Below are 17,056 nucleotides of genomic sequence, written 5' to 3' on the forward strand. Positions count from 1 at the left end.
GAAAAAAGTCAAAGACGAGTGCGCCTTGCTGCGCAAGCATCGGGCCGCGGGTAGCGCTGGCCATCGTCCTTCAAACGCAGAAAGCGCTCAATCATACCTTCACGCTCGCTTTCCGGGACGTCGTTCGCAATGCGCAAGCCCACAATATGGAGCATTGAGCCCTCACCGTAGTCGCGCGTAGCGTTGATCTGCATGTTCCCGTGTTCGTGGTTAGTATTGACGGCGCGTTGTGCCGAGCCGGTGAATCGTCTGGCACACCATGTTCATGCACTTCAATCGAAACCGCTCGGCAGGCTCCCTGTCTCCCCTACGAGGTTGTCCATGCGCATTACCGCGATTCGCGAATGCACCATCCCGGTTTCCCGCTACAGCGATCCGGCCATTGCGTCTGGTGGCCTGACGACGAGCTTGGTCGCGGTGACGACCGACGTGATTCGCGACGGCAAACCTGTCATCGGCTACGGCTACGCGTCGATTGGACGATTCGGGCAGGGCGGGTTGATTCGAGAGCGCTTTGCGCCGCGTCTGCTGGCTGCGACGGATCGCGATCTTGCCGACGATAACGGCAGCAATCTCGACCCGATCCGGGCATGGACAGTGATGATGAACGGCGAGAAACCCGGCGGTCATGGCGAGCGTTGTGTGGCCGTCGGCACGCTGGATATGGCGATTTGGGATGCCGCAGCGAAGATTGCGGGCGTGCCGCTGTATCGGTTCCTCGCGGAAAAGCTGGGCTGCGAAGTCACCGATGCGCCTCGCGTTGCGGTCTACGCCGGCGGCGGGTACCGATACCCGAGCGACGACCTGACGCGCTTGGCCGACGAGATTCGGCGCTGCGTCGATCTTGGCTTCACGCACGCGAAGATCAAGATTGCCAGCGACCCGTTGGATCAGGATCTGCGTCGCATCGATGCCGCAGCTCGGCAACTGTCGAGCGCGAGTCATCTGGCGGTCGACGCCATGAACCGATTCGATCTTGCGACTGGACTTACGGCGGCCCGCGCGCTCGCCGGGTATCGACTTCACTGGTTCGAGGATATTTGCGACCCGCTCGACTTCGCCACGCAGGCCGAGATTGCATCGGCTTACGGCGGTGCGATTGCGGCGGGCGAGGCGCTGTTTTCTCACGCGGAAGCGGCGTTGCTTGCGCGCTACGGCGACTTGCGTCCATCGCGCGACGTGCTCGTCTTCGATCCCGTGCATTGCTATGGCGTGCCGGGCTATCTGCGCATCATCGAGACCATGACGGCAGCCGGTTGGGCACGCGGTGCATTCTGGCCGCACGGCGGCCATCTGTTTTCGCTGCACCTTTGCGCAGCACTCGGACTGGGCGGCGCGGAAGTCACGCCATTCGCCTTCGCGCCGTTCGCGGGGCTGGCCGAGGGGTTGCAAGTGGTGCAAGGCCATACCGGCGTGCCACAGGGGCCCGGCATCGGGTTCGAGACGAACCCGGCGATATGGCGTGCGTTTCAGGCGCTGCATTGAAGTGAGTGACGCATCAATGGCATAGCGCCGGAAATCAGAAGAAGAGATTGCATGGAGGTTTCCATGACTCGAACGATTGACAGCTTAGGGATGGCGCTTTACTTTGTAAAGCATGACGACGCCAAAAATTGGACAATCCGTGCGCGGATCGAAGTCGGGCCGACCCATTATGGTCGTGCTGGACTTGCTGGGACGGCGCACCGCGTTGCGAATCCTCTGGGAGCTACGCGGTGCGCCGATGACGTTTCGGGCGCTGCAAGAGGCGTGCGAGACGAACGCGCGCCTGCTCAATACCCGACTGACGGAATTGAAGGCTTCCGGGCTGGTCGAGCACGCTGAGGGCGGCTATCGCATGACCGAAGAAGGGCAACGGCTTTCTGTGGCGCTACAGCCGCTGCTGGGCTGGGCTAAGCAGTGGGCTGCCCGCAATCCCGATGGGGTCGACGCGGCGGATCAGGCGAAGTCGGGCTGACGCCATGCCAGTGCGCTTAGCTCGCGCAACGCGCGTTCGCACCCGGTGCCATTCACACACATCACGACAAACACGCGACACAACGTATGCAGACGCAAACTATCCGGGCGGTCATTTTCGATTTCGATCTGACGCTGGCCGACTCGTCCGAAGCGATCATCGAATGTACCCAGCACGCGCTGGCGCGCCTCGAATGCGCGCCCGTGACGCCCGCACAGATTCACGGCGTGATCGGGCTTTCGCTGCCGATCATGTACCACACGCTAAGCGGCGACACGGATGCGACGCGCGCTGAGGCGTTCGTACAGTACTTCGTCGCGCGTGCCGACGAGATCATGGTGCAGTCGACGCGTATCTATCCCGAAGTGCCGGGGCTGCTAACGGCATTGCGTGAGCAGGGACTGGCGCTAGCCATCGTCTCGACCAAATTCCGTCACCGCATCGATGCGATTCTCACACGGGCGGGTTTGCGCTCGCATGTCGACATGATCGTCGGTGGCGACGATGTGAAGCGACACAAACCTGACCCCGAAGGGATTACCTATGCGCTGGGTCAACTGGGAATTCCGGCCACACAGGCGATCTACGTCGGCGACCACGATGTCGATGCGCGCGCAGCCGAGCAAGCCGGTACAGGTTTCATCGGTACGGTAAGCGGCACCACGTCGTTCGACGGCTGGGCTGCCGTGGGCAAGGCCGCAGTGAAACAGCATGTCGGGGAAGTGGCTGAACTAGTGTGTGCGATGCAAGCGGGTGGACGTCATTGAAGCTCGTGGGCGCGAGTTGTGGCTCGCGCCCTAGCTTGTCGCGTCGAGGTTACGCTTTCCGAAACTCCTCCACCTGACGCTTCCACAGCGTCCATGGGCGCTCGATCACACCGAGGTTGGTGGCGGTCGAGCGCTTGCCTTCTTCCTCGTCCAGATAGGTCACATCGCCACCGAGCGTGACGGCCTTGTACTGCATGTCGGCATTCAACTCTGTGTAGATCGCGCGATAGACCGATGCGGGCAGCGACGGGCCAGTAGCGACGAAGCCATGACCGCGCATGAGCGCTACGTCGGAATCGCCGAGCGTGTCGGCCAGCGCTTTGCCTTGATCGCTGTTGCGCACGAGCATGTCGGTGCAGCCGAAGCAATGGCGGATATCGAACACCGGCGAGCCGCTGCCGAGAAACCCCGCCATGTGATAGACCGGACGCAGCCGCACGCTCGACGCCGCAAACGGGATGACCGACGGCGCGTGGCTGTGCACGATCGACATCACGTCGGGACGCGCGCGGTAGATCTCACTGTGAATCCACGTCTCCAGATAGCGCTTGCGGGTATCGCCGTCCACCGGCTGACAGTCGAAATCCAGCGTGAGGATGTCATCTGCTGTCACCAGCTCCGGCGCCATCGACTGCGCGATCAGGAAGTGTTGCGGGTTGCGTGGGTCGCGCACGCTCACGTGGCCGAAGCCGTCGAGCACTTCGTGATGCGCGAGGATGTGATTCGCGGCGGCTAGGTCTTCGAGCAATTGTGAAACGCACTGCGCGTCGTGCTCGGTGATGGCCGGGGTGTAGGGCGTGGTGGCTTGCGTCATGATGGTCAGGGCAAATAAATCCAGCGGAAAACGTTAGCGAGCGCAGGCGCGCGGTATCAGATCCGTACGGCGGCGTGCATCTCGGGGGGAAACAGATCGTCGGCTTGCATAGGGCGTTGGCACACGCCCTGTTCGAAGGCGAAATGCAAGAAGGCGTCGAGCGTGGTGCGATTCGCTGCAATGCCGTAAGGCCATGGGTCGGTGCCAAACATGCCGCGGGCCGCAGCGGCGTGCTGACTCATCCACGGCAGCGGAAAGTGCGAACAGGTGATGTCGTCGAGGCGCGCCAGACTGGCGTCTTTCGCCTGCGTGAACGCTTTCAACAGATTGCCTGCGATCCAACGGTTGGCGGCGAACACGTCGCGACGCATCACGATCAGATGCATGATCGGGAAGATGCCGCTCTTGTCGAAATAGGCGCGCTCTTCTGCCGCAAAATCTTTGAACAAGCGGACCACTTCGTTCTCTCTGCCGGGTGGCGGCGCAGGCGGCCGCGCGCTGAGAATGGCGTCGATTTCGCCGTCGAGCAGCAAGGCGGTGAGCGCTCGCTCGGGCGACGGCCGATAGCGCACCCCGGGCGGCAACTGCACGTCGACCTTCTCGCGACGGCCTGCTTGATTCACGCCGCCTTGCACCCATTCGATATCTTCGAGCGCGACGCCTTGATCGTGCGCCAGCCACCCGCGCGAATACACCGAAGCGGTTTGCGCCCATTCGGGCACGCCGACGCGCTTGCCGCGCAAGTCGGCAGGCGACGACACACTGCCGTCACTGCGCACATACAGCGACGAGAGCCGGAACACCCGTGACGGAAAGACGGGCAGGCCGATCAGACGGTCATCGCCCTGCGAGCGCAAGGCGCTGTACTTCGCCAGCGACATCTCCGAGAGATCCCACTCCTGAAAGTGGGTCGTGCGATAGAAAATCTCTTCGACCGGCAACACCGAGGGCACGAGATCGATACCTTCGGCGGCAATGCGGCCCGTGAGCAGGTCGCGCACGTGGTCGTAATCGTTGACGGCCAGCGAGAGGGTGAGCTTGGACATATGGCTTTCGTGTGCGCGCCGCGTTAGTGACCGTAGGCCGGGGCTTGGGGCAGGTTCTCGGGCCTTGCAACCAGAAACACGAGACCAGCCGCCGTGACCAGCGCGGCGCCCAACACCACGAACATCGCGCCCGCGCCACCGGTGGCCTGTTGCAGCACGCCAGCAATCGCCGGGCCGCACATCGCACCGACTCGCGCGATGCCCAGATAGAGCCCCACGGCAGTGCTGCGAATCTCCGTCGGATAGCTCACCGCGACGAGGTTGTTGAGCACGGTTTGCGTGCCGATCACGAACATACCGGCGACCACAATGCCCAAGAACGTCACCTTGCCGCCGGTCGCGACAGCGAGCACCGCAATCGCGGCGGCCCCGGCGAGCCACGCCAGCGACATGGCCAGACGGCGGTTGCCGATGCGGTCGGCGACGACACCGCAGATCAAGCTACCGAACGCCGAAGCAAACACGAGCAACGAACCGTAAGCAAAGCTCGTCGAGAGGTTCTCCCCACGCTTGAGCATGATTGTCGGCAGCCAGCCCGAGAGCCCGTACGACGAGAACAACGACAACGCGCCCATCGCCCAGAAGCACAACGTTTGCCGACGGAACGCGCCGGAAAAGAGCGCCGCTACTGAGCCGGCTTTGACCCCGGCGTCGGGCGAGGTGAAGGTCGCATTCGCAAACTCGGCGGCACGGGCAGGCCACAGACGCGTGAGTTGCGCACGTACCGCCTCCTGATGGCCGCGGCTGGCGAGAAACGACACCGACTCCGGCAACACGAACTGCAACGCCAGCGCGAGCACGACCGACAACGCCCCCACGAAATACATGCTTTGCCAGCCGTACTGCGGAATCAACCACGCGGCGATGAAGCCCGACGCCGTGGCCCCGCCGATCCAGCCGCAGGTGAAGAACACGATGGTGAAGACGTTGGCGCTGCGCTTGGGGGCGATCTCGTTGATATAGGTGACCGCCACCGGCATGAGCAAACCGAGCGAGATGCCCATCAGGAAGCGCAACGCGATAAAGGTCGTCAGATCGTGTGCGAAGAGCGCAATCGCCAGACTGAAGAGCCCCGCGAGCCAGATGCCGGTGAGCAACACGCGACGGCGTCCGATGCGGTCGCTGAACAGCCCCGAGACAGCAGAGCCCGCCGCAAACCCAGCCAGTCCGCACGAGAGCAGCACGCCGATCTGGCTTGGCGACATGTGCCAGAGCGACGACACGTCGTGAACGATGTAGGCGGCGTTGTAGAGGTCGTAGCCGTCGAACAGCAGGATGAGCGCCAGCAGAATCGCCAGCTTGAAGTGATAGGCCCCGAGCGGGGCGGCTTGCAGGGTGTCGCGAACGTCGATGCGTTGCGCGTACCCCGGTGAAGTGTCCTGGGCCATGCCTTGTCTCCGATGCTCGGCCCGCTGAGCGCCGGACGACGTCCGGCCCCGCAGTGCCTTTGTTGTGTGTTCGGAGTTGACTTTACTGGCCGATTTTGTGTTTATCAATATTGATTTTTAAAGTCAATATCAATGTGGCATCATGTGTCGAAACTTTGACGAACGCATGTCGGGAAGCCTTGCCTGGTAAGGGTTTCGAGAGGCGAGGGTTTCCACGGAGAACGCAATGACGCAGCAAAACGACTTGATGACACGTGAGGAAGTGCTGGCCTTGCTGGAGATCAAACCGGCCACGTTGTACGCCTATGTGAGCCGTGGGCTGATTCGGGCGCGTCCACACGAAGACGGTCGCAAGAGCCTCTATCTGCGCCGCGATGTGGAGCGTTTGGGCACGCGCAAGCGCGGGCGTGCACCGACGGGGTCGGTGGCGGAATCGACGCTGCGATTCGGTGACCCGGTATTGCATACGGCCATCACGCAGATCACGCCGCACGGGCCGCAGTATCGCAACCGGATGGCGACGGACCTTGCAAGTGCCGGGGCCTCGTTTGAATCGGTGGTGCATTTGCTGATGACCGGTATCTGGCAGGACAGTATCGCCGTCTGGCCGCAGGTGGACACACCGCCAGACGTGCTGCGTTTTCTCTCGACCTATAACGGCGAAGTGGCCAGCGGCGATATCGGCAATCTGCTTGGCATGGTGCCGTTTGCATTGGCCATGCACGGGCGCGGGCCACGTGAAATTGCGGACGGCAGTGCGGTGCAGGCGGCACGCTTGATGCTGCATTGCATGGCCGGATGCGTGGGGTTTCTCGGGCCGAAGCGTGAGTACACTGCGCGCGCCGACGACGAGACGGTGGCTGCGCAGATCCTGCGCGCGGCAGGAGGCGACGTGACGCCGGAGAACGTGCGCGCGGTGAATGCCGCGCTGGTGCTGACCGCCGACAACGAACTCGCACCGGCGACATTTGCCGCGCGTGTGGCGGCTTCGACCAATGCCGATCTGTTCAGCTGCGTGGCCGCTGCCATCGGCTCGCACATCGGGTTTTCGACGGGCACCAGCACGCAGAAGATCGAGACGCTGTTGTTATGCGAGCCGCTCGACGCGCTGGATTCGCGCAAGGACCGTGTGCGCGAATATGGCGCGAGCCTCTTCGCCTTCAACCATCCGCTTTATCCGGGCGGCGATGCGCGTGCCGACCTGATGCTGCAATTGGCCGCACAGGCGCGCGAAGTGAAGGGGGCTGATGCGCGGCGCGCCGAAGACACGCGTCTGACGCTCGACTTTCTCGCGCGTATGCGAGACGAGTTGAGTGCGCATCCGGGACTGGCGATGGGCATCGTGGTGCTCGCGCGGGCGCTTGGCTTGCCGGATGGCACCGCGACCGCCATCTGGATCGTGGGACGCTCGGCAGGCTGGGTGGCCCATGTGATGGAGCAGCGCACGCAGGCGTTCATGCTGCGACCGCGTGCGAAGTACGGTTTCGGCGGGCCGGTGGAAACGCCTGTCGCACCGGCCCGGTAATCCATTTCGTCAGTGCAGCGGTTCTGCCGGGGCGTCGTTCTCGAACGTACGGAAGCGCCAGCCGAACCACACCGCCAGCATGCGAATGACGAAGCCTGCGACGCAGCCGATAGCCGTCGCGATGCCGTTCTCCACGCCAAAGTGCAGCATGCCGACGTAGAGCGCACCGGCGATACACGCCACGCTCGCATACATCTCGCGACGCAATACCAGCGGCACTTGTCCGCAGAGCAAGTCGCGCAGCATCCCGCCGCCAATGCCTGTGAGCACCCCCGCCAGCACGACGATCACCGGGCTGGTGCTCACCGTCATGCCGATATCGCAGCCGAGAATCGTGAAGGCGGCAAGCCCGATGGCGTCCACGGTGATGAAGGTCATGCGCAGCCGGTGGATATGGCGCGCGACGATGGACGCGAGCGTGGCCGCGCCGAGCGTGAGCAACAGGTACTCCGGATGCGCGATCCACACGAGCGGATGGCGGCCGAACAGTACGTCGCGGATGGTGCCGCCGCCGAGTGCCGTGACCATGCCGACGAAGGCGAGCCCGAAGCGGTCCATGCCGCGCTGCATCCCCATGATCGCGCCCGACATGGCTTCGGTCACGATGGCGATCAGATAAAGGGCGTAGAAGATTTCGGTTTTCATGAATGACCCCTGAAGTGCGGGGGGAAATATATCATCCACCGCGCGCTGACTTGCTGCGCACACTGCCTGACCCGCACGCCAAGGCCAACTGTGATTTGTACAAGTTTTCAGCGTCACGCGCCGATGAGACACTCCTTTCAACGAAATCTTCTAACGCACTCGGTGACGTGAACGCCTTCCCGACACGCCAAAGCCCTTAAACTCTCTACTTTTCGTGCTCCGAACGGTGCCTTTGCTCCATGATCCAGTTCATTCGACGTCGGCCGTATCTCGTCACCAGCCTTGTAGTGCTCGCCGTTCTCGTCATTCTCGGGCTTCGCAGTGCGCTCTCGCCGAAGCCGCCGCAGTATCTGACCGCCAAAGTGGAGCGTAGCGATCTTGAAAACGCCGTGCTTGCCACGGGTACGTTGGTTGCGTTCACGCAGGTGGATGTCGGCGCGCAGGTATCGGGGCAGTTGAAGTCGCTCAAAGTGAAGCTGGGCGACAAGGTGACCAAAGGGCAATGGCTCGCTGAAATCGATCCGGTCATCTCGCAGAACACACTGCGTCAGGCCGAAGCCAATGAACAGGATTTGCAGGCCCAACGCCGCGCCACGCAGGCGCAACTGGCGAAAGCCGACCTGACGTTCCGCCGTCAAAAGCAGATGCTGCCGGACGATGCGACGTCGCGTCAGGAGTTCGAAGCGGCGCAGGCGGATCTCGACGCCCAACGCGCGAATCTGGCGGCGCTCGAAGCGAAGATTCGTTCTGCCGCAATCCAGATCGAGTCGGCGCGCGCCAACCTTGGTTACACCCGCATCGTCGCTCCCATGGACGGACAAGTGGTGGCCATCGTCACGCAAGAAGGCCAGACCGTGATCGCGCAGCAGCAAGCGCCGGTGATTCTGAAGCTCGCCGATTTGGACACGATGACCGTCAAGGCACAGGTCTCGGAAGCCGACGTGATTCGCGTCTCGCCCGGCCAGACGACGTATTTCACGATTTTGGGCGAGCCCGACAAGCGCTACTACGGCAAGTTGCGCGCGATCGAACCGGCGCCGCAGAACTTCCTCGATACGCAAAGCTCGCTCGGTGGTCTGGGCGGTTCTCGCAGCAACACGGCGGTGTTCTACAACGCGCTGTTCGAAGTGCCGAACCCCGATCACAAGCTGCGCATCTCGATGACCGCGCAGGTCAATGTGCTGCTGAGTACCGCCAAGCAAGCGCTGAGCATCCCCGTGGCCGCATTGGGTAAGAAGCAGGCTGATGGCCGTTACGACGTGCGCGTCGTGGGGGCTGACGGCAAGGTCGTGACACGGCAAGTTCGCACTGGGCTGAACAATAACGTGAAGGTGGAAGTGACCGAAGGGTTGGCTGCCGGTGAGCAAGTGGTCATTGGCGAGGCCGGAGACGTGAAAGAGGCGCGTGTCGATGCGCCTGACGCGTCCGGTGCTTCGGTCCGCGTAGGGTAATCGCAATGCATCAAACCATGTCCCATCCGTCTACGGCCAGCGCGGCCACGCCACACTCGGCGGAGCATCCGATGCTGGAGCTGACCGGTATCACGCGGCGGTTTCCGGCTGGCGAGCGCGACGTCGTCGTGCTGCGCAACGTGAATCTCACCATCGAAGCCGGGGAGATCGTTGCGATCATGGGCGCGTCGGGCTCGGGCAAGTCGACGCTGATGAACATTCTCGGCTGTCTCGATCACCCGAGCGAAGGCAGTTACCGTGTGGCCGGGCGCGAGACGCGCGATCTCGATGCGGATGCCCTCGCACAACTGCGCCGCGAACACTTCGGGTTCATTTTCCAGCGCTATCACTTGCTCCCGCATCTGGATGCGGCGGGCAATGTCGAAATGCCAGCGGTCTACACCGGGGCCCCGCATGCGGCACGCCGCGCACGGGCGCAGCAGTTGCTTTCCCGACTGGGATTGGCGGATCGTACGGAACACCGGCCCAGCCAGTTGTCGGGCGGCCAGCAGCAGCGGGTGAGTATTGCGCGCGCGCTGATGAACGGCGGCGAAGTGATTCTCGCCGACGAACCGACCGGCGCGCTCGATACGCGCAGCGGCAAGGAAGTCATTCGCATTCTGCGCGAACTCAATGCGCTCGGGCACACGGTGATCATCGTCACGCACGATGAGAACGTGGCGGCACACGCGCGCCGAATCATCGAGATTCGCGACGGCGAAGTCGTAGCTGACCGCCAGAACACACCGGTGGTGGACGACGGTGCGACATCGCATGAGGCGCACGCCAGTGAGGTTCAAGCGGGTGGCGGCGACGCCGTGGCCGACGTCAGCGATTCGACGGATGCCGGGACCGCATCGCCCGGCAAGAAGGACGCGCTTGCCAACACCTCGCCGATGCACGGGCGTCGCTGGACGGGGGGCGTCGGCCGCTTTGCCGAAGCGTTCCGCATGGCGTGGATCGCGCTGATTTCGCACCGCTTGCGCACGTTCCTGACGATGCTGGGCATTATCATCGGCATCACGTCGGTGGTGTCGATCGTCGCCATCGGTGAAGGGGCCAAGCGCTACATGCTCGCGGAAATCGGCAGCATCGGCACGAACACCATCAACATTTATCCCGGCAAAGACTGGGGGGACAGCCGCGCGGGCACGATTCAGACGCTGGTGCCGGAAGACGTGAGTGCGCTTGCCGAGCAGAACTATGTCGATAGCGTCACGCCCGAGACCGCCCGCAACCTGTTACTGCGTTATCGAAACATCGACGCCAATGCGACGGTGACCGGTGTCGGCGAGCACTTCTTCCAAGTGCGCGGCATGAAGATCAAGCAGGGCATTGCCTTCGGTCCCGACGAAGTGCGCCGTCAGGCGCAGGTGGCCGTGATCGACGACAACACGCGTCGCAAGCTCTTCCCCGCCAACCCGAACCCGCTGGGCGAGGTGATCTTCGTCGATAACCTGCCGTGCGTGGTGATCGGCGTGACGGAAGAAAAGAAGAGCGCATTCGGCGACATGAAGAGCCTGAACATCTGGGTGCCGTACACGACGGCCAGCGGACGCCTGTTCGGGCAGCGCAACGTCGACAGCATCACCGTGCGGGTGCGCGACGGCCAGCCGAGCAAGATCGCCGAGAAGAGCCTCGAGACGCTGATGACGCAGCGCCATGGACGCAAAGACTTCTTCACCTACAACATGGACAGCGTGGTGAAAACGGTCGAAAAGACCAGCCAGTCGCTCACGCTGCTGCTCTCGCTGATTGCTGTGATTTCGCTGGTGGTGGGCGGTATCGGCGTGATGAACATCATGATTGTGTCGGTGACTGAGCGTACGCGGGAAATCGGTATCCGCATGGCCGTCGGCGCGCGGCAGAGCGACATCATGCAGCAGTTTTTGGTCGAGGCCGTGATGGTGTGTCTGATGGGCGGTGCGATCGGTATTGCGCTGTCGTTCGGCGCGAGCTTCGTCTTCTCGCTGTTCGTCGCCAAATGGAAGATGGTGTTTTCGATGGGTTCGATCGTGACGGCATTCCTGTGCTCGACGTTGATCGGTGTGGTCTTCGGTTTCATGCCAGCGCGTAATGCCGCGCGGCTCGATCCGGTTGAAGCGCTTGCGCGCGATTGAGGTTGTACTGATGATCCGTATTCCAGTTATTTCCGCTATGCCACGTGTGTCCCGTACGGTCCTCGCGCTCGCCAGCGCGGTAGTTGTGCTCGCCGGGTGTGCGGGCGTACGTCACGACCCGCTGCCAGCGGTGGCGGTACCCGCGCAGTGGACCGGGGCGCCGGTGCCCGGCGCAGCAACGGCCACATCCACGGCTACATCCACGGCCACGCCCGCACCGCAGGCCATCGCGCCGGATTTCTGGCGTGCCTTTGGTGACCCGGTGCTCGACCGGCTTATCGCCGACGCGCTCGCCGCGAACAACGATCTGGCGGCGGCGGGCATTCGTGTGTACCGGGCGCAGTTGCAGGCGGGCCTTGCCGATACGAATCTGACGCCGGGCGTGAGTGTCGGGTCCAATAGTCAGATCAGCCGTACGCTCGACACGCACCGGATGGCGCAGGCAAATCAGTTACAGGCACAGGCGAGCTATGAGCTCGACCTCTGGGGCAAGCTGGCCGCGCAACGCGATGCCGCTCGCTGGGAAGCCGATGCGACCGAAGCCGACCGCGAGACGGCGCGTATTTCACTGATCGCGACGACGGCAGCGTTCTATTGGCAGATCGGCTATCTGAATCAGCAGATCGCCTACGGTGAAGCCAACATCGCTTATGCGGAGCGCACGCTGGCGCTGGTGCGCTCAAAGTATGCGGCAGGCGCGGTCTCGGGCCTGGACGTCGCGCAGACAGAGCAGAACCTTTCCGTGCAGCGCGCCGCGATTACGCAACTTTTGCAACAGCGCACCGAGAACCGCAACGCGCTTGCGATCCTGTTCGACCGTCCGCCGGAACAGTCGGCCGCTGAGCCCTCGACATTGCCGGGCCAGCCGTTGCCGGAGGTGCCCGCCGGTTTGCCCGCCGACTTGCTGGGGCGTCGCCCGGATTTGCGGTCTGCGGAATGGCGTCTGCGCGGATATCTGGCAAACGTCGACGTGACGCGTACGAGCTTCTATCCGACGCTCACGCTGACCGGGCAGGCTGGCACCACGAGCACGAGCTTGTCGCGCGTGTTGACGAACCCGATCGGCACACTGGGCGCCGGGCTGACACTGCCGTTCATTCAGTGGAACACCATGCAGTTGAACATCAAGGTCTCGCAGACGCAGTTCGACGAAGCCGTGGTGTTGTTCCGCAAGACGCTTTACACGGCGCTTAGTGAGGTCGAGAACGCGTTGTCGGCGCGTGAGCAACTGGCCCGAGAGGGTGAACAGCGGGCGCTGTCGCTCGCACAAGCGCAACGTGCCGAGACGCTGGCACGCTCGCGCTTTCTGGCGGGGGCGACGGGGGTGCAACTTTGGCTGGATCAACAGCAGCGCGTGCGCGACGCGCAAAGCGCTGACGCGTTGGTACGCCTGAACCGGTTGAACAACCGCATGGCGTTGTACAAATCGCTGGGCGGCGGGGGCAATGCCAGCGACGTGAGTCCGTCGGCTGGCTGATGCCGCGGGCGTGGCGATTACGCGTTGGCCTCGGTGGTGTCCGTAACGACTGGGGCCTTCGGCAGCGTGATTGTGAACGTCGTGCCCACGCCGACCTGACTGGTCACTTCGATGGTGCCCTGATGGAATTCGATGGCGGCGTGCACAACCGCCAACCCCACCCCAGACCCATCTTCCAGCACGGCATTGCTGCGTGAACGGAACGACATCTGGAAGATCTCTTTGAGTTCGTCTTCCGGAATGCCAGTGCCGTTGTCGCGCAACACCACACGCAGCGCATCGCCCGCGTCGGCCACGCCAATGTCGATGGCAGGCGGCAGCATCGTGTACTTCGTTGCGTTGCTCACGATGTTGATAAATGCATGGAACAGCACGTTGCTGTCGCCGATCATGCGGCTGTCGAGGTCTGCTGTCGGCGTCACCGTGATGGTCGCGTTGGGGAACATGTCCGAACCGACATCGCGCACATCTTCGAGCAGCGCCACGAGCGACAACTCCGAACGCTTGCCGAACTTGGGATCATCGAGCGAGGCGCTTTGCGCTGCTTCCAACCAGTTCTGAATCACGTTGTTGAGTTTTGCCACGGCTTCGCGAATCTTCGTGTAGCGCGGGCGCGAATCGGCTTCTTCGTTTCGCGGACTTAACAGCCGCTGCGCGTGGCCATCGATCACATTGAGTAGCGTGCGGAACTCGTGCGACGCCATCGAACGGAAGGTTTTCTGGAAGTTATTGAGCCGCTCTTCATTGGCTAGCGCGCGCTGGAGAATGGTGTTCTTGGCGGTGGCGAGCTTTTGATTGCGCACGAGCGACGCTGTACTTTCCTGGAACTTCGCAATCGTGCGAGACAGCGTGCCGACTTCGTCGCCGCGCGTGAGCCACGGCAGGCGCGTCTTGTTCTTGCCCGAAATGGCGTTGCCTGCCAAGTGGATCAGGCGCGTGAACGGGCGCAGCATTGCTGCATCCACGTAGATGAGGCAGCCCAGCGTGACGAGAATCATCGCGGCGATCAGCGCGTCGATTTGCAGCAGGCGGTTGTGGGCGGCTCGGTCTTTCGTCTCCACGTTCTTAATCAAGCCTTCGGTGCTACGGAATACCAGCGCACCGAAGGTGCTGTTCGCCAGTGTGTACTTGGCGTTCGAATCGCCTCGGTAGAGTTTGGCGGCATCGCTAAGCTTGCCGTTTTGCGCCAGTTGGAAGACTTGATTCGAGAGGCGGCGGTACTGCGCCCATTGCGACTGAAATTTCGAGAACGCAAGGCGGTACTCGTCGTGCACCAGCAGCTTCTGGTAGCGCTCGGAGGCGTTTTTGATCTTGTCGTCGAACTCGTCGGCGGCGCTGCGAATCGCGGCGAGCGCTTTGGGCGACATTGGCGCGAGCGCTTCGGATTCGACGGTGCGGAAGTCTGAGATGTAGTCGTTGAGCTCTTCGAGCACGCTCAGATTCTCGATCTGTGCGCGCTCAGCGGCCAGGGCTGTGCGCTGCGCCGTGTCGACTTCGCGGTGGACCACCACGCCCACGGCGACCATGACGACGAGGCAGATGGCGAGCAGGAGATACATTCGCCCCCGAAGGGGGAGCTTCGTGTTCGGTGACTTGGACGCTTTAGGCATGCGAGGAATCCGGTCGAGCTGAGCTTAGGCGGGTGCGGCGGGCGATGGCAGCGGCGATCACAACTGAATGATGTTGAGCAGTGCGGCGCGCACGACGGCTTCTGTGCGGGTGGCGACGTTGAGCTTTTCGCGGGCGTTGTCGATGTGAAAGTCGACCGTGCGCTTGCTCAGATCGAGAATGATGGCGATTTCGGCCGAGGTCTTGCCGCGCGCCGACCATTGCAGAATTTCCACTTCACGTTTGGTGATGCCGAAGGGCAGCGAGCCACTGTCGTCCGGCTCGTCGTGGTGGGTGTATTTGCGGATGACGGTGTCGAGCACGTCGAAATCGACCGGCTTGAGCATGTATTCGTCGGCGCCGGTGCTGTGGCCGCGCATGATCGAGGCTTTGTCGGCGTTGCCGGTCAGAAAGATGAACGGGATCTTGCGTTCGCCCTGAATGATGCTGCGCGCGCTTTCGAGAAATTCGAAGCCGGTCATGCCGGGCACGTTGACGTCGCACACGATGATGTCGGGCATGAATGCCGCCAATGTGGCGAGTGCTGCCGTGAAGTCGTGTGCGACTTTAACGACATAACCGCGATCGGTCAGGTCTTCGCGAAGCAGGTCTGCCGAATCGATATCGTCTTCGATGCAGAACACTTTGGTGGGAGAAGTCATCCCGCTGGCCCTAGTTTTTCGTGTAATGCCGAAATCGTACTAGGAAATGCCGGATGACGAAATTCCTGTGCCTTCCACCAAAGGAAAAAGGACCGCGGGAAGTGGTCCTTTTAAGTGGCGGGAGCGTAAGAGGCGGACTGTCGCCAATTAGAAGAAGAGATGAATGAGGTCGCTGTCTAGACCCTCTTGGATCAGGGTGGCTGCTTGAAACATGAGGGAGACGATCATGTTTAAATTCTCCTTGTTCAGTTGCAACGTTGTGGGTTTGGCTAGTGAGTCAATTAAAGATCGGCAGGCTGGCGATGAAGGGGACGACGTCGCGGCCGATGTAGTAAGCGATAGCTGCCATGGTGTTTCTCCTGAGTTAGTGGTGTGGCGATTGAAGTTGGTACGTTCCAGCGGGTTCGGTTTAGTAGCCAAAGAAGTGGCCGACAGTCATCACATAGTTGGCGGCGGGTTCGGCGTAGGTGTCGAAGAGGTAGGCGAACGGGATCATGATGTGGCTCCTTTTTTCAGCGATTCAAGTTGCGGTTCAGGGTTCGATTCGACTTCGGTGTTTCGCGGCTGGTGTGTTGCGTTGGCCGTTGAATGAAGTATCGTCATCGGCCCGCCGCGCCGAAACTGTGATTAATACAAGTCGGTGAAAAGCAGAGAAAGCAGGTTCGCCATTGCGAGGCTAAGCGCCTTATCTGGCGGGGGTTTTCGAGAATTCGATCGCGGCCGAAATTGCCGCCTCGTATAAATCACAGTGCCTGCTGCGCTCGTCACGGCAATGGGAAAGGACAAAGGGCAGAGAAGGGGCATCGCTATAATCGGCGCGACCTAATGGCGTTTATTTGATCGTTATGCCAATGTTTTCTGCCGCCCCCCTTTTCCGCACAACGCTCGCCACCGTGGCGCTTTGCCTTGGCGTCGCCGCTTGCACCACACGACCGTTTCAGCCACCGCCCGCGGAATATACGTTGTGGACGCAGCCGGGCGTTAGCGAGTTGGGCGTGCGGCGCGCGATGGTGGATTGCGGATTCGCCGACCCGGCCAACATCAACCCCCGTGAGATGTCCACCAACGACGTCGCGCAAGCGCAGCTGTGCATGCTCGAAATTGGCTTCCACTATCAGGGGCGCCGCATTCTTTGCACCGATTCGCCCGAGTTGCCCGCCTGCGCCAGCGTGCCGCGCGGCAAGACCTTCGGCACCGATCCGGACTTCGATCCCGCCGTCCAAGGCAATCGCACCAAGCTCCCGCCGCCCTATACGTTCTGGCGTCGCGCAGATACTGACGTTGACGGCGTCAAGCGCGCCATGCTCGCTTGCGGCTTCACCACCGTCACGCAGCCCGCCGTGAACGTAATGAAAGCCAACGACGTGGCAGCTGCCGAGCTGTGCATGCTCGACCAACATTTCACCTACACGTGGCCTGTCAATGCGTTGATGTGCAAGGCATCCCCGTCGTTGCCGTCCTGCCGTGGCCGCACCATCGACGCCCGGGCCTGCTGTACTGCGCCCAAAGCGGCCGGGCAGCGTTAAGCGCTATGTAGGTAGTTTTCGCGTACGTCGGCACGTTGCCCGCTGTGGCAACAGGTTCCTCCCTGCGTCA

General features: G+C 62.2%; 16 protein-coding genes. 9 read left to right on the forward strand and 7 right to left on the reverse strand.

What is annotated here, in order from left to right:
* Window positions 1–8: 8 nt before the first annotated feature.
* Window positions 9–194 (reverse strand): hypothetical protein, encoded by a 186-nt coding sequence (locus ACPWR9_RS25150; protein WP_426301741.1) that lies wholly within the window; start codon window positions 192–194, stop codon window positions 9–11.
* A gap of 127 nt (window positions 195–321) precedes the next feature.
* Here ACPWR9_RS25150 and ACPWR9_RS25155 point away from each other — a divergent pair, with 127 nt between their 5' ends.
* From ACPWR9_RS25155 to ACPWR9_RS25165, 3 genes are all read left to right on the forward strand, one after another.
* Window positions 322–1,485: an enolase C-terminal domain-like protein gene (locus tag ACPWR9_RS25155; protein WP_426301743.1), complete on the forward strand. Its 1,164-nt coding sequence runs from the start codon at window positions 322–324 to the stop codon at window positions 1,483–1,485.
* A 139-nt stretch (window positions 1,486–1,624) separates the two neighbouring features.
* Complete coding sequence (locus tag ACPWR9_RS25160; protein ID WP_426301745.1) at window positions 1,625–1,957, forward strand: winged helix-turn-helix transcriptional regulator; 333 nt, start codon at window positions 1,625–1,627, stop codon at window positions 1,955–1,957.
* An 86-nt stretch (window positions 1,958–2,043) separates the two neighbouring features.
* On the forward strand, window positions 2,044–2,724 hold the full coding sequence (locus ACPWR9_RS25165) for an HAD family hydrolase (protein ID WP_426301747.1): 681 nt from the start codon (window positions 2,044–2,046) through the stop codon (window positions 2,722–2,724).
* A gap of 49 nt (window positions 2,725–2,773) precedes the next feature.
* Here ACPWR9_RS25165 and ACPWR9_RS25170 read toward each other — a convergent pair whose 3' ends face one another.
* From ACPWR9_RS25170 to ACPWR9_RS25180, 3 genes are read right to left on the reverse strand one after another with little or no spacing between them, the layout of a single operon-like run.
* Window positions 2,774–3,538 (reverse strand): class II aldolase/adducin family protein, encoded by a 765-nt coding sequence (locus ACPWR9_RS25170; protein ID WP_426301749.1) that lies wholly within the window; start codon window positions 3,536–3,538, stop codon window positions 2,774–2,776.
* A 56-nt stretch (window positions 3,539–3,594) separates the two neighbouring features.
* On the reverse strand, window positions 3,595–4,584 hold the full coding sequence (locus tag ACPWR9_RS25175; protein WP_426301751.1) for a 4,5-dihydroxyphthalate decarboxylase: 990 nt from the start codon (window positions 4,582–4,584) through the stop codon (window positions 3,595–3,597).
* Window positions 4,585–4,607: 23 nt separating this feature from the next.
* Entirely contained in the window at window positions 4,608–5,972 is a 1,365-nt protein-coding gene (locus ACPWR9_RS25180; protein ID WP_426301753.1) for an MFS transporter, read from the reverse strand.
* Window positions 5,973–6,198: 226 nt separating this feature from the next.
* On the opposite strand from ACPWR9_RS25180, the gene ACPWR9_RS25185 reads away from it, so the two are divergent.
* Window positions 6,199–7,497, forward strand: a complete 1,299-nt coding sequence (locus ACPWR9_RS25185) for a citrate/2-methylcitrate synthase (RefSeq protein WP_426301755.1) — start codon at window positions 6,199–6,201, stop codon at window positions 7,495–7,497.
* 9 nt (window positions 7,498–7,506) lie between these two features.
* On the opposite strand, the gene ACPWR9_RS25190 is transcribed toward ACPWR9_RS25185, so the two are convergent.
* Window positions 7,507–8,142, reverse strand: coding sequence for a trimeric intracellular cation channel family protein (locus ACPWR9_RS25190; protein WP_426301757.1), 636 nt, complete (start codon window positions 8,140–8,142; stop codon window positions 7,507–7,509).
* Window positions 8,143–8,381: 239 nt separating this feature from the next.
* On the opposite strand from ACPWR9_RS25190, the gene macA reads away from it, so the two are divergent.
* The 3 genes from macA (at window position 8,382) to ACPWR9_RS25205 (ending at window position 13,190) form a co-directional block, all read left to right on the forward strand.
* Window positions 8,382–9,593 (forward strand): macrolide transporter subunit MacA, encoded by a 1,212-nt coding sequence (macA, locus tag ACPWR9_RS25195; RefSeq protein ID WP_426301759.1) that lies wholly within the window; start codon window positions 8,382–8,384, stop codon window positions 9,591–9,593.
* A gap of 71 nt (window positions 9,594–9,664) precedes the next feature.
* Entirely contained in the window at window positions 9,665–11,713 is a 2,049-nt protein-coding gene (locus ACPWR9_RS25200) for a MacB family efflux pump subunit (protein ID WP_426301841.1), read from the forward strand.
* 37 nt (window positions 11,714–11,750) lie between these two features.
* Window positions 11,751–13,190, forward strand: coding sequence for an efflux transporter outer membrane subunit (locus tag ACPWR9_RS25205; protein WP_426301762.1), 1,440 nt, complete (start codon window positions 11,751–11,753; stop codon window positions 13,188–13,190).
* Between the two features lie 17 nt (window positions 13,191–13,207).
* On the opposite strand, the gene ACPWR9_RS25210 is transcribed toward ACPWR9_RS25205, so the two are convergent.
* Together ACPWR9_RS25210 and ACPWR9_RS25215 are read right to left on the reverse strand one after the other, a co-directional pair.
* Window positions 13,208–14,800 carry an ATP-binding protein gene (locus ACPWR9_RS25210; RefSeq protein WP_426301764.1) on the reverse strand — a complete coding sequence of 531 codons (1,593 nt, stop codon included), beginning with the start codon at window positions 14,798–14,800 and terminating at the stop codon, window positions 13,208–13,210.
* A 57-nt stretch (window positions 14,801–14,857) separates the two neighbouring features.
* Window positions 14,858–15,460, reverse strand: a complete 603-nt coding sequence (locus ACPWR9_RS25215) for a response regulator (protein ID WP_426301766.1) — start codon at window positions 15,458–15,460, stop codon at window positions 14,858–14,860.
* Between the two features lie 226 nt (window positions 15,461–15,686).
* On the opposite strand from ACPWR9_RS25215, the gene ACPWR9_RS25220 reads away from it, so the two are divergent.
* Window positions 15,687–16,052, forward strand: coding sequence for a hypothetical protein (locus ACPWR9_RS25220; protein WP_426301768.1), 366 nt, complete (start codon window positions 15,687–15,689; stop codon window positions 16,050–16,052).
* 259 nt (window positions 16,053–16,311) lie between these two features.
* Complete coding sequence (locus tag ACPWR9_RS25225) at window positions 16,312–16,986, forward strand: hypothetical protein (RefSeq protein ID WP_426301770.1); 675 nt, start codon at window positions 16,312–16,314, stop codon at window positions 16,984–16,986.
* Window positions 16,987–17,056 lie beyond the last annotated feature (70 nt).

Origin of the sequence: Pandoraea pneumonica (assembly GCF_049918595.1) — a bacterium.
Classification (GTDB): Bacteria; Pseudomonadota; Gammaproteobacteria; order Burkholderiales; family Burkholderiaceae; genus Pandoraea; species Pandoraea pneumonica_A.

Coding starts and splice junctions, on each gene's coding strand:
- ACPWR9_RS25150 (WP_426301741.1), bottom strand. CDS start 194: ATGCAGATCAACGCTACGCGCGACTACGGTGAGGGCTCAATGCTCCAT.
- ACPWR9_RS25155 (WP_426301743.1), top strand. CDS start 322: ATGCGCATTACCGCGATTCGCGAATGCACCATCCCGGTTTCCCGCTAC.
- ACPWR9_RS25165 (WP_426301747.1), top strand. CDS start 2,044: ATGCAGACGCAAACTATCCGGGCGGTCATTTTCGATTTCGATCTGACG.
- ACPWR9_RS25170 (WP_426301749.1), bottom strand. CDS start 3,538: ATGACGCAAGCCACCACGCCCTACACCCCGGCCATCACCGAGCACGAC.
- ACPWR9_RS25175 (WP_426301751.1), bottom strand. CDS start 4,584: ATGTCCAAGCTCACCCTCTCGCTGGCCGTCAACGATTACGACCACGTG.
- ACPWR9_RS25180 (WP_426301753.1), bottom strand. CDS start 5,972: ATGGCCCAGGACACTTCACCGGGGTACGCGCAACGCATCGACGTTCGC.
- ACPWR9_RS25185 (WP_426301755.1), top strand. CDS start 6,199: ATGACGCAGCAAAACGACTTGATGACACGTGAGGAAGTGCTGGCCTTG.
- ACPWR9_RS25190 (WP_426301757.1), bottom strand. CDS start 8,142: ATGAAAACCGAAATCTTCTACGCCCTTTATCTGATCGCCATCGTGACC.
- macA (WP_426301759.1), top strand. CDS start 8,382: ATGATCCAGTTCATTCGACGTCGGCCGTATCTCGTCACCAGCCTTGTA.
- ACPWR9_RS25200 (WP_426301841.1), top strand. CDS start 9,665: ATGCTGGAGCTGACCGGTATCACGCGGCGGTTTCCGGCTGGCGAGCGC.
- ACPWR9_RS25205 (WP_426301762.1), top strand. CDS start 11,751: ATGCCACGTGTGTCCCGTACGGTCCTCGCGCTCGCCAGCGCGGTAGTT.
- ACPWR9_RS25210 (WP_426301764.1), bottom strand. CDS start 14,800: ATGCCTAAAGCGTCCAAGTCACCGAACACGAAGCTCCCCCTTCGGGGG.
- ACPWR9_RS25215 (WP_426301766.1), bottom strand. CDS start 15,460: ATGACTTCTCCCACCAAAGTGTTCTGCATCGAAGACGATATCGATTCG.
- ACPWR9_RS25220 (WP_426301768.1), top strand. CDS start 15,687: ATGTTTAAATTCTCCTTGTTCAGTTGCAACGTTGTGGGTTTGGCTAGT.
- ACPWR9_RS25225 (WP_426301770.1), top strand. CDS start 16,312: ATGTTTTCTGCCGCCCCCCTTTTCCGCACAACGCTCGCCACCGTGGCG.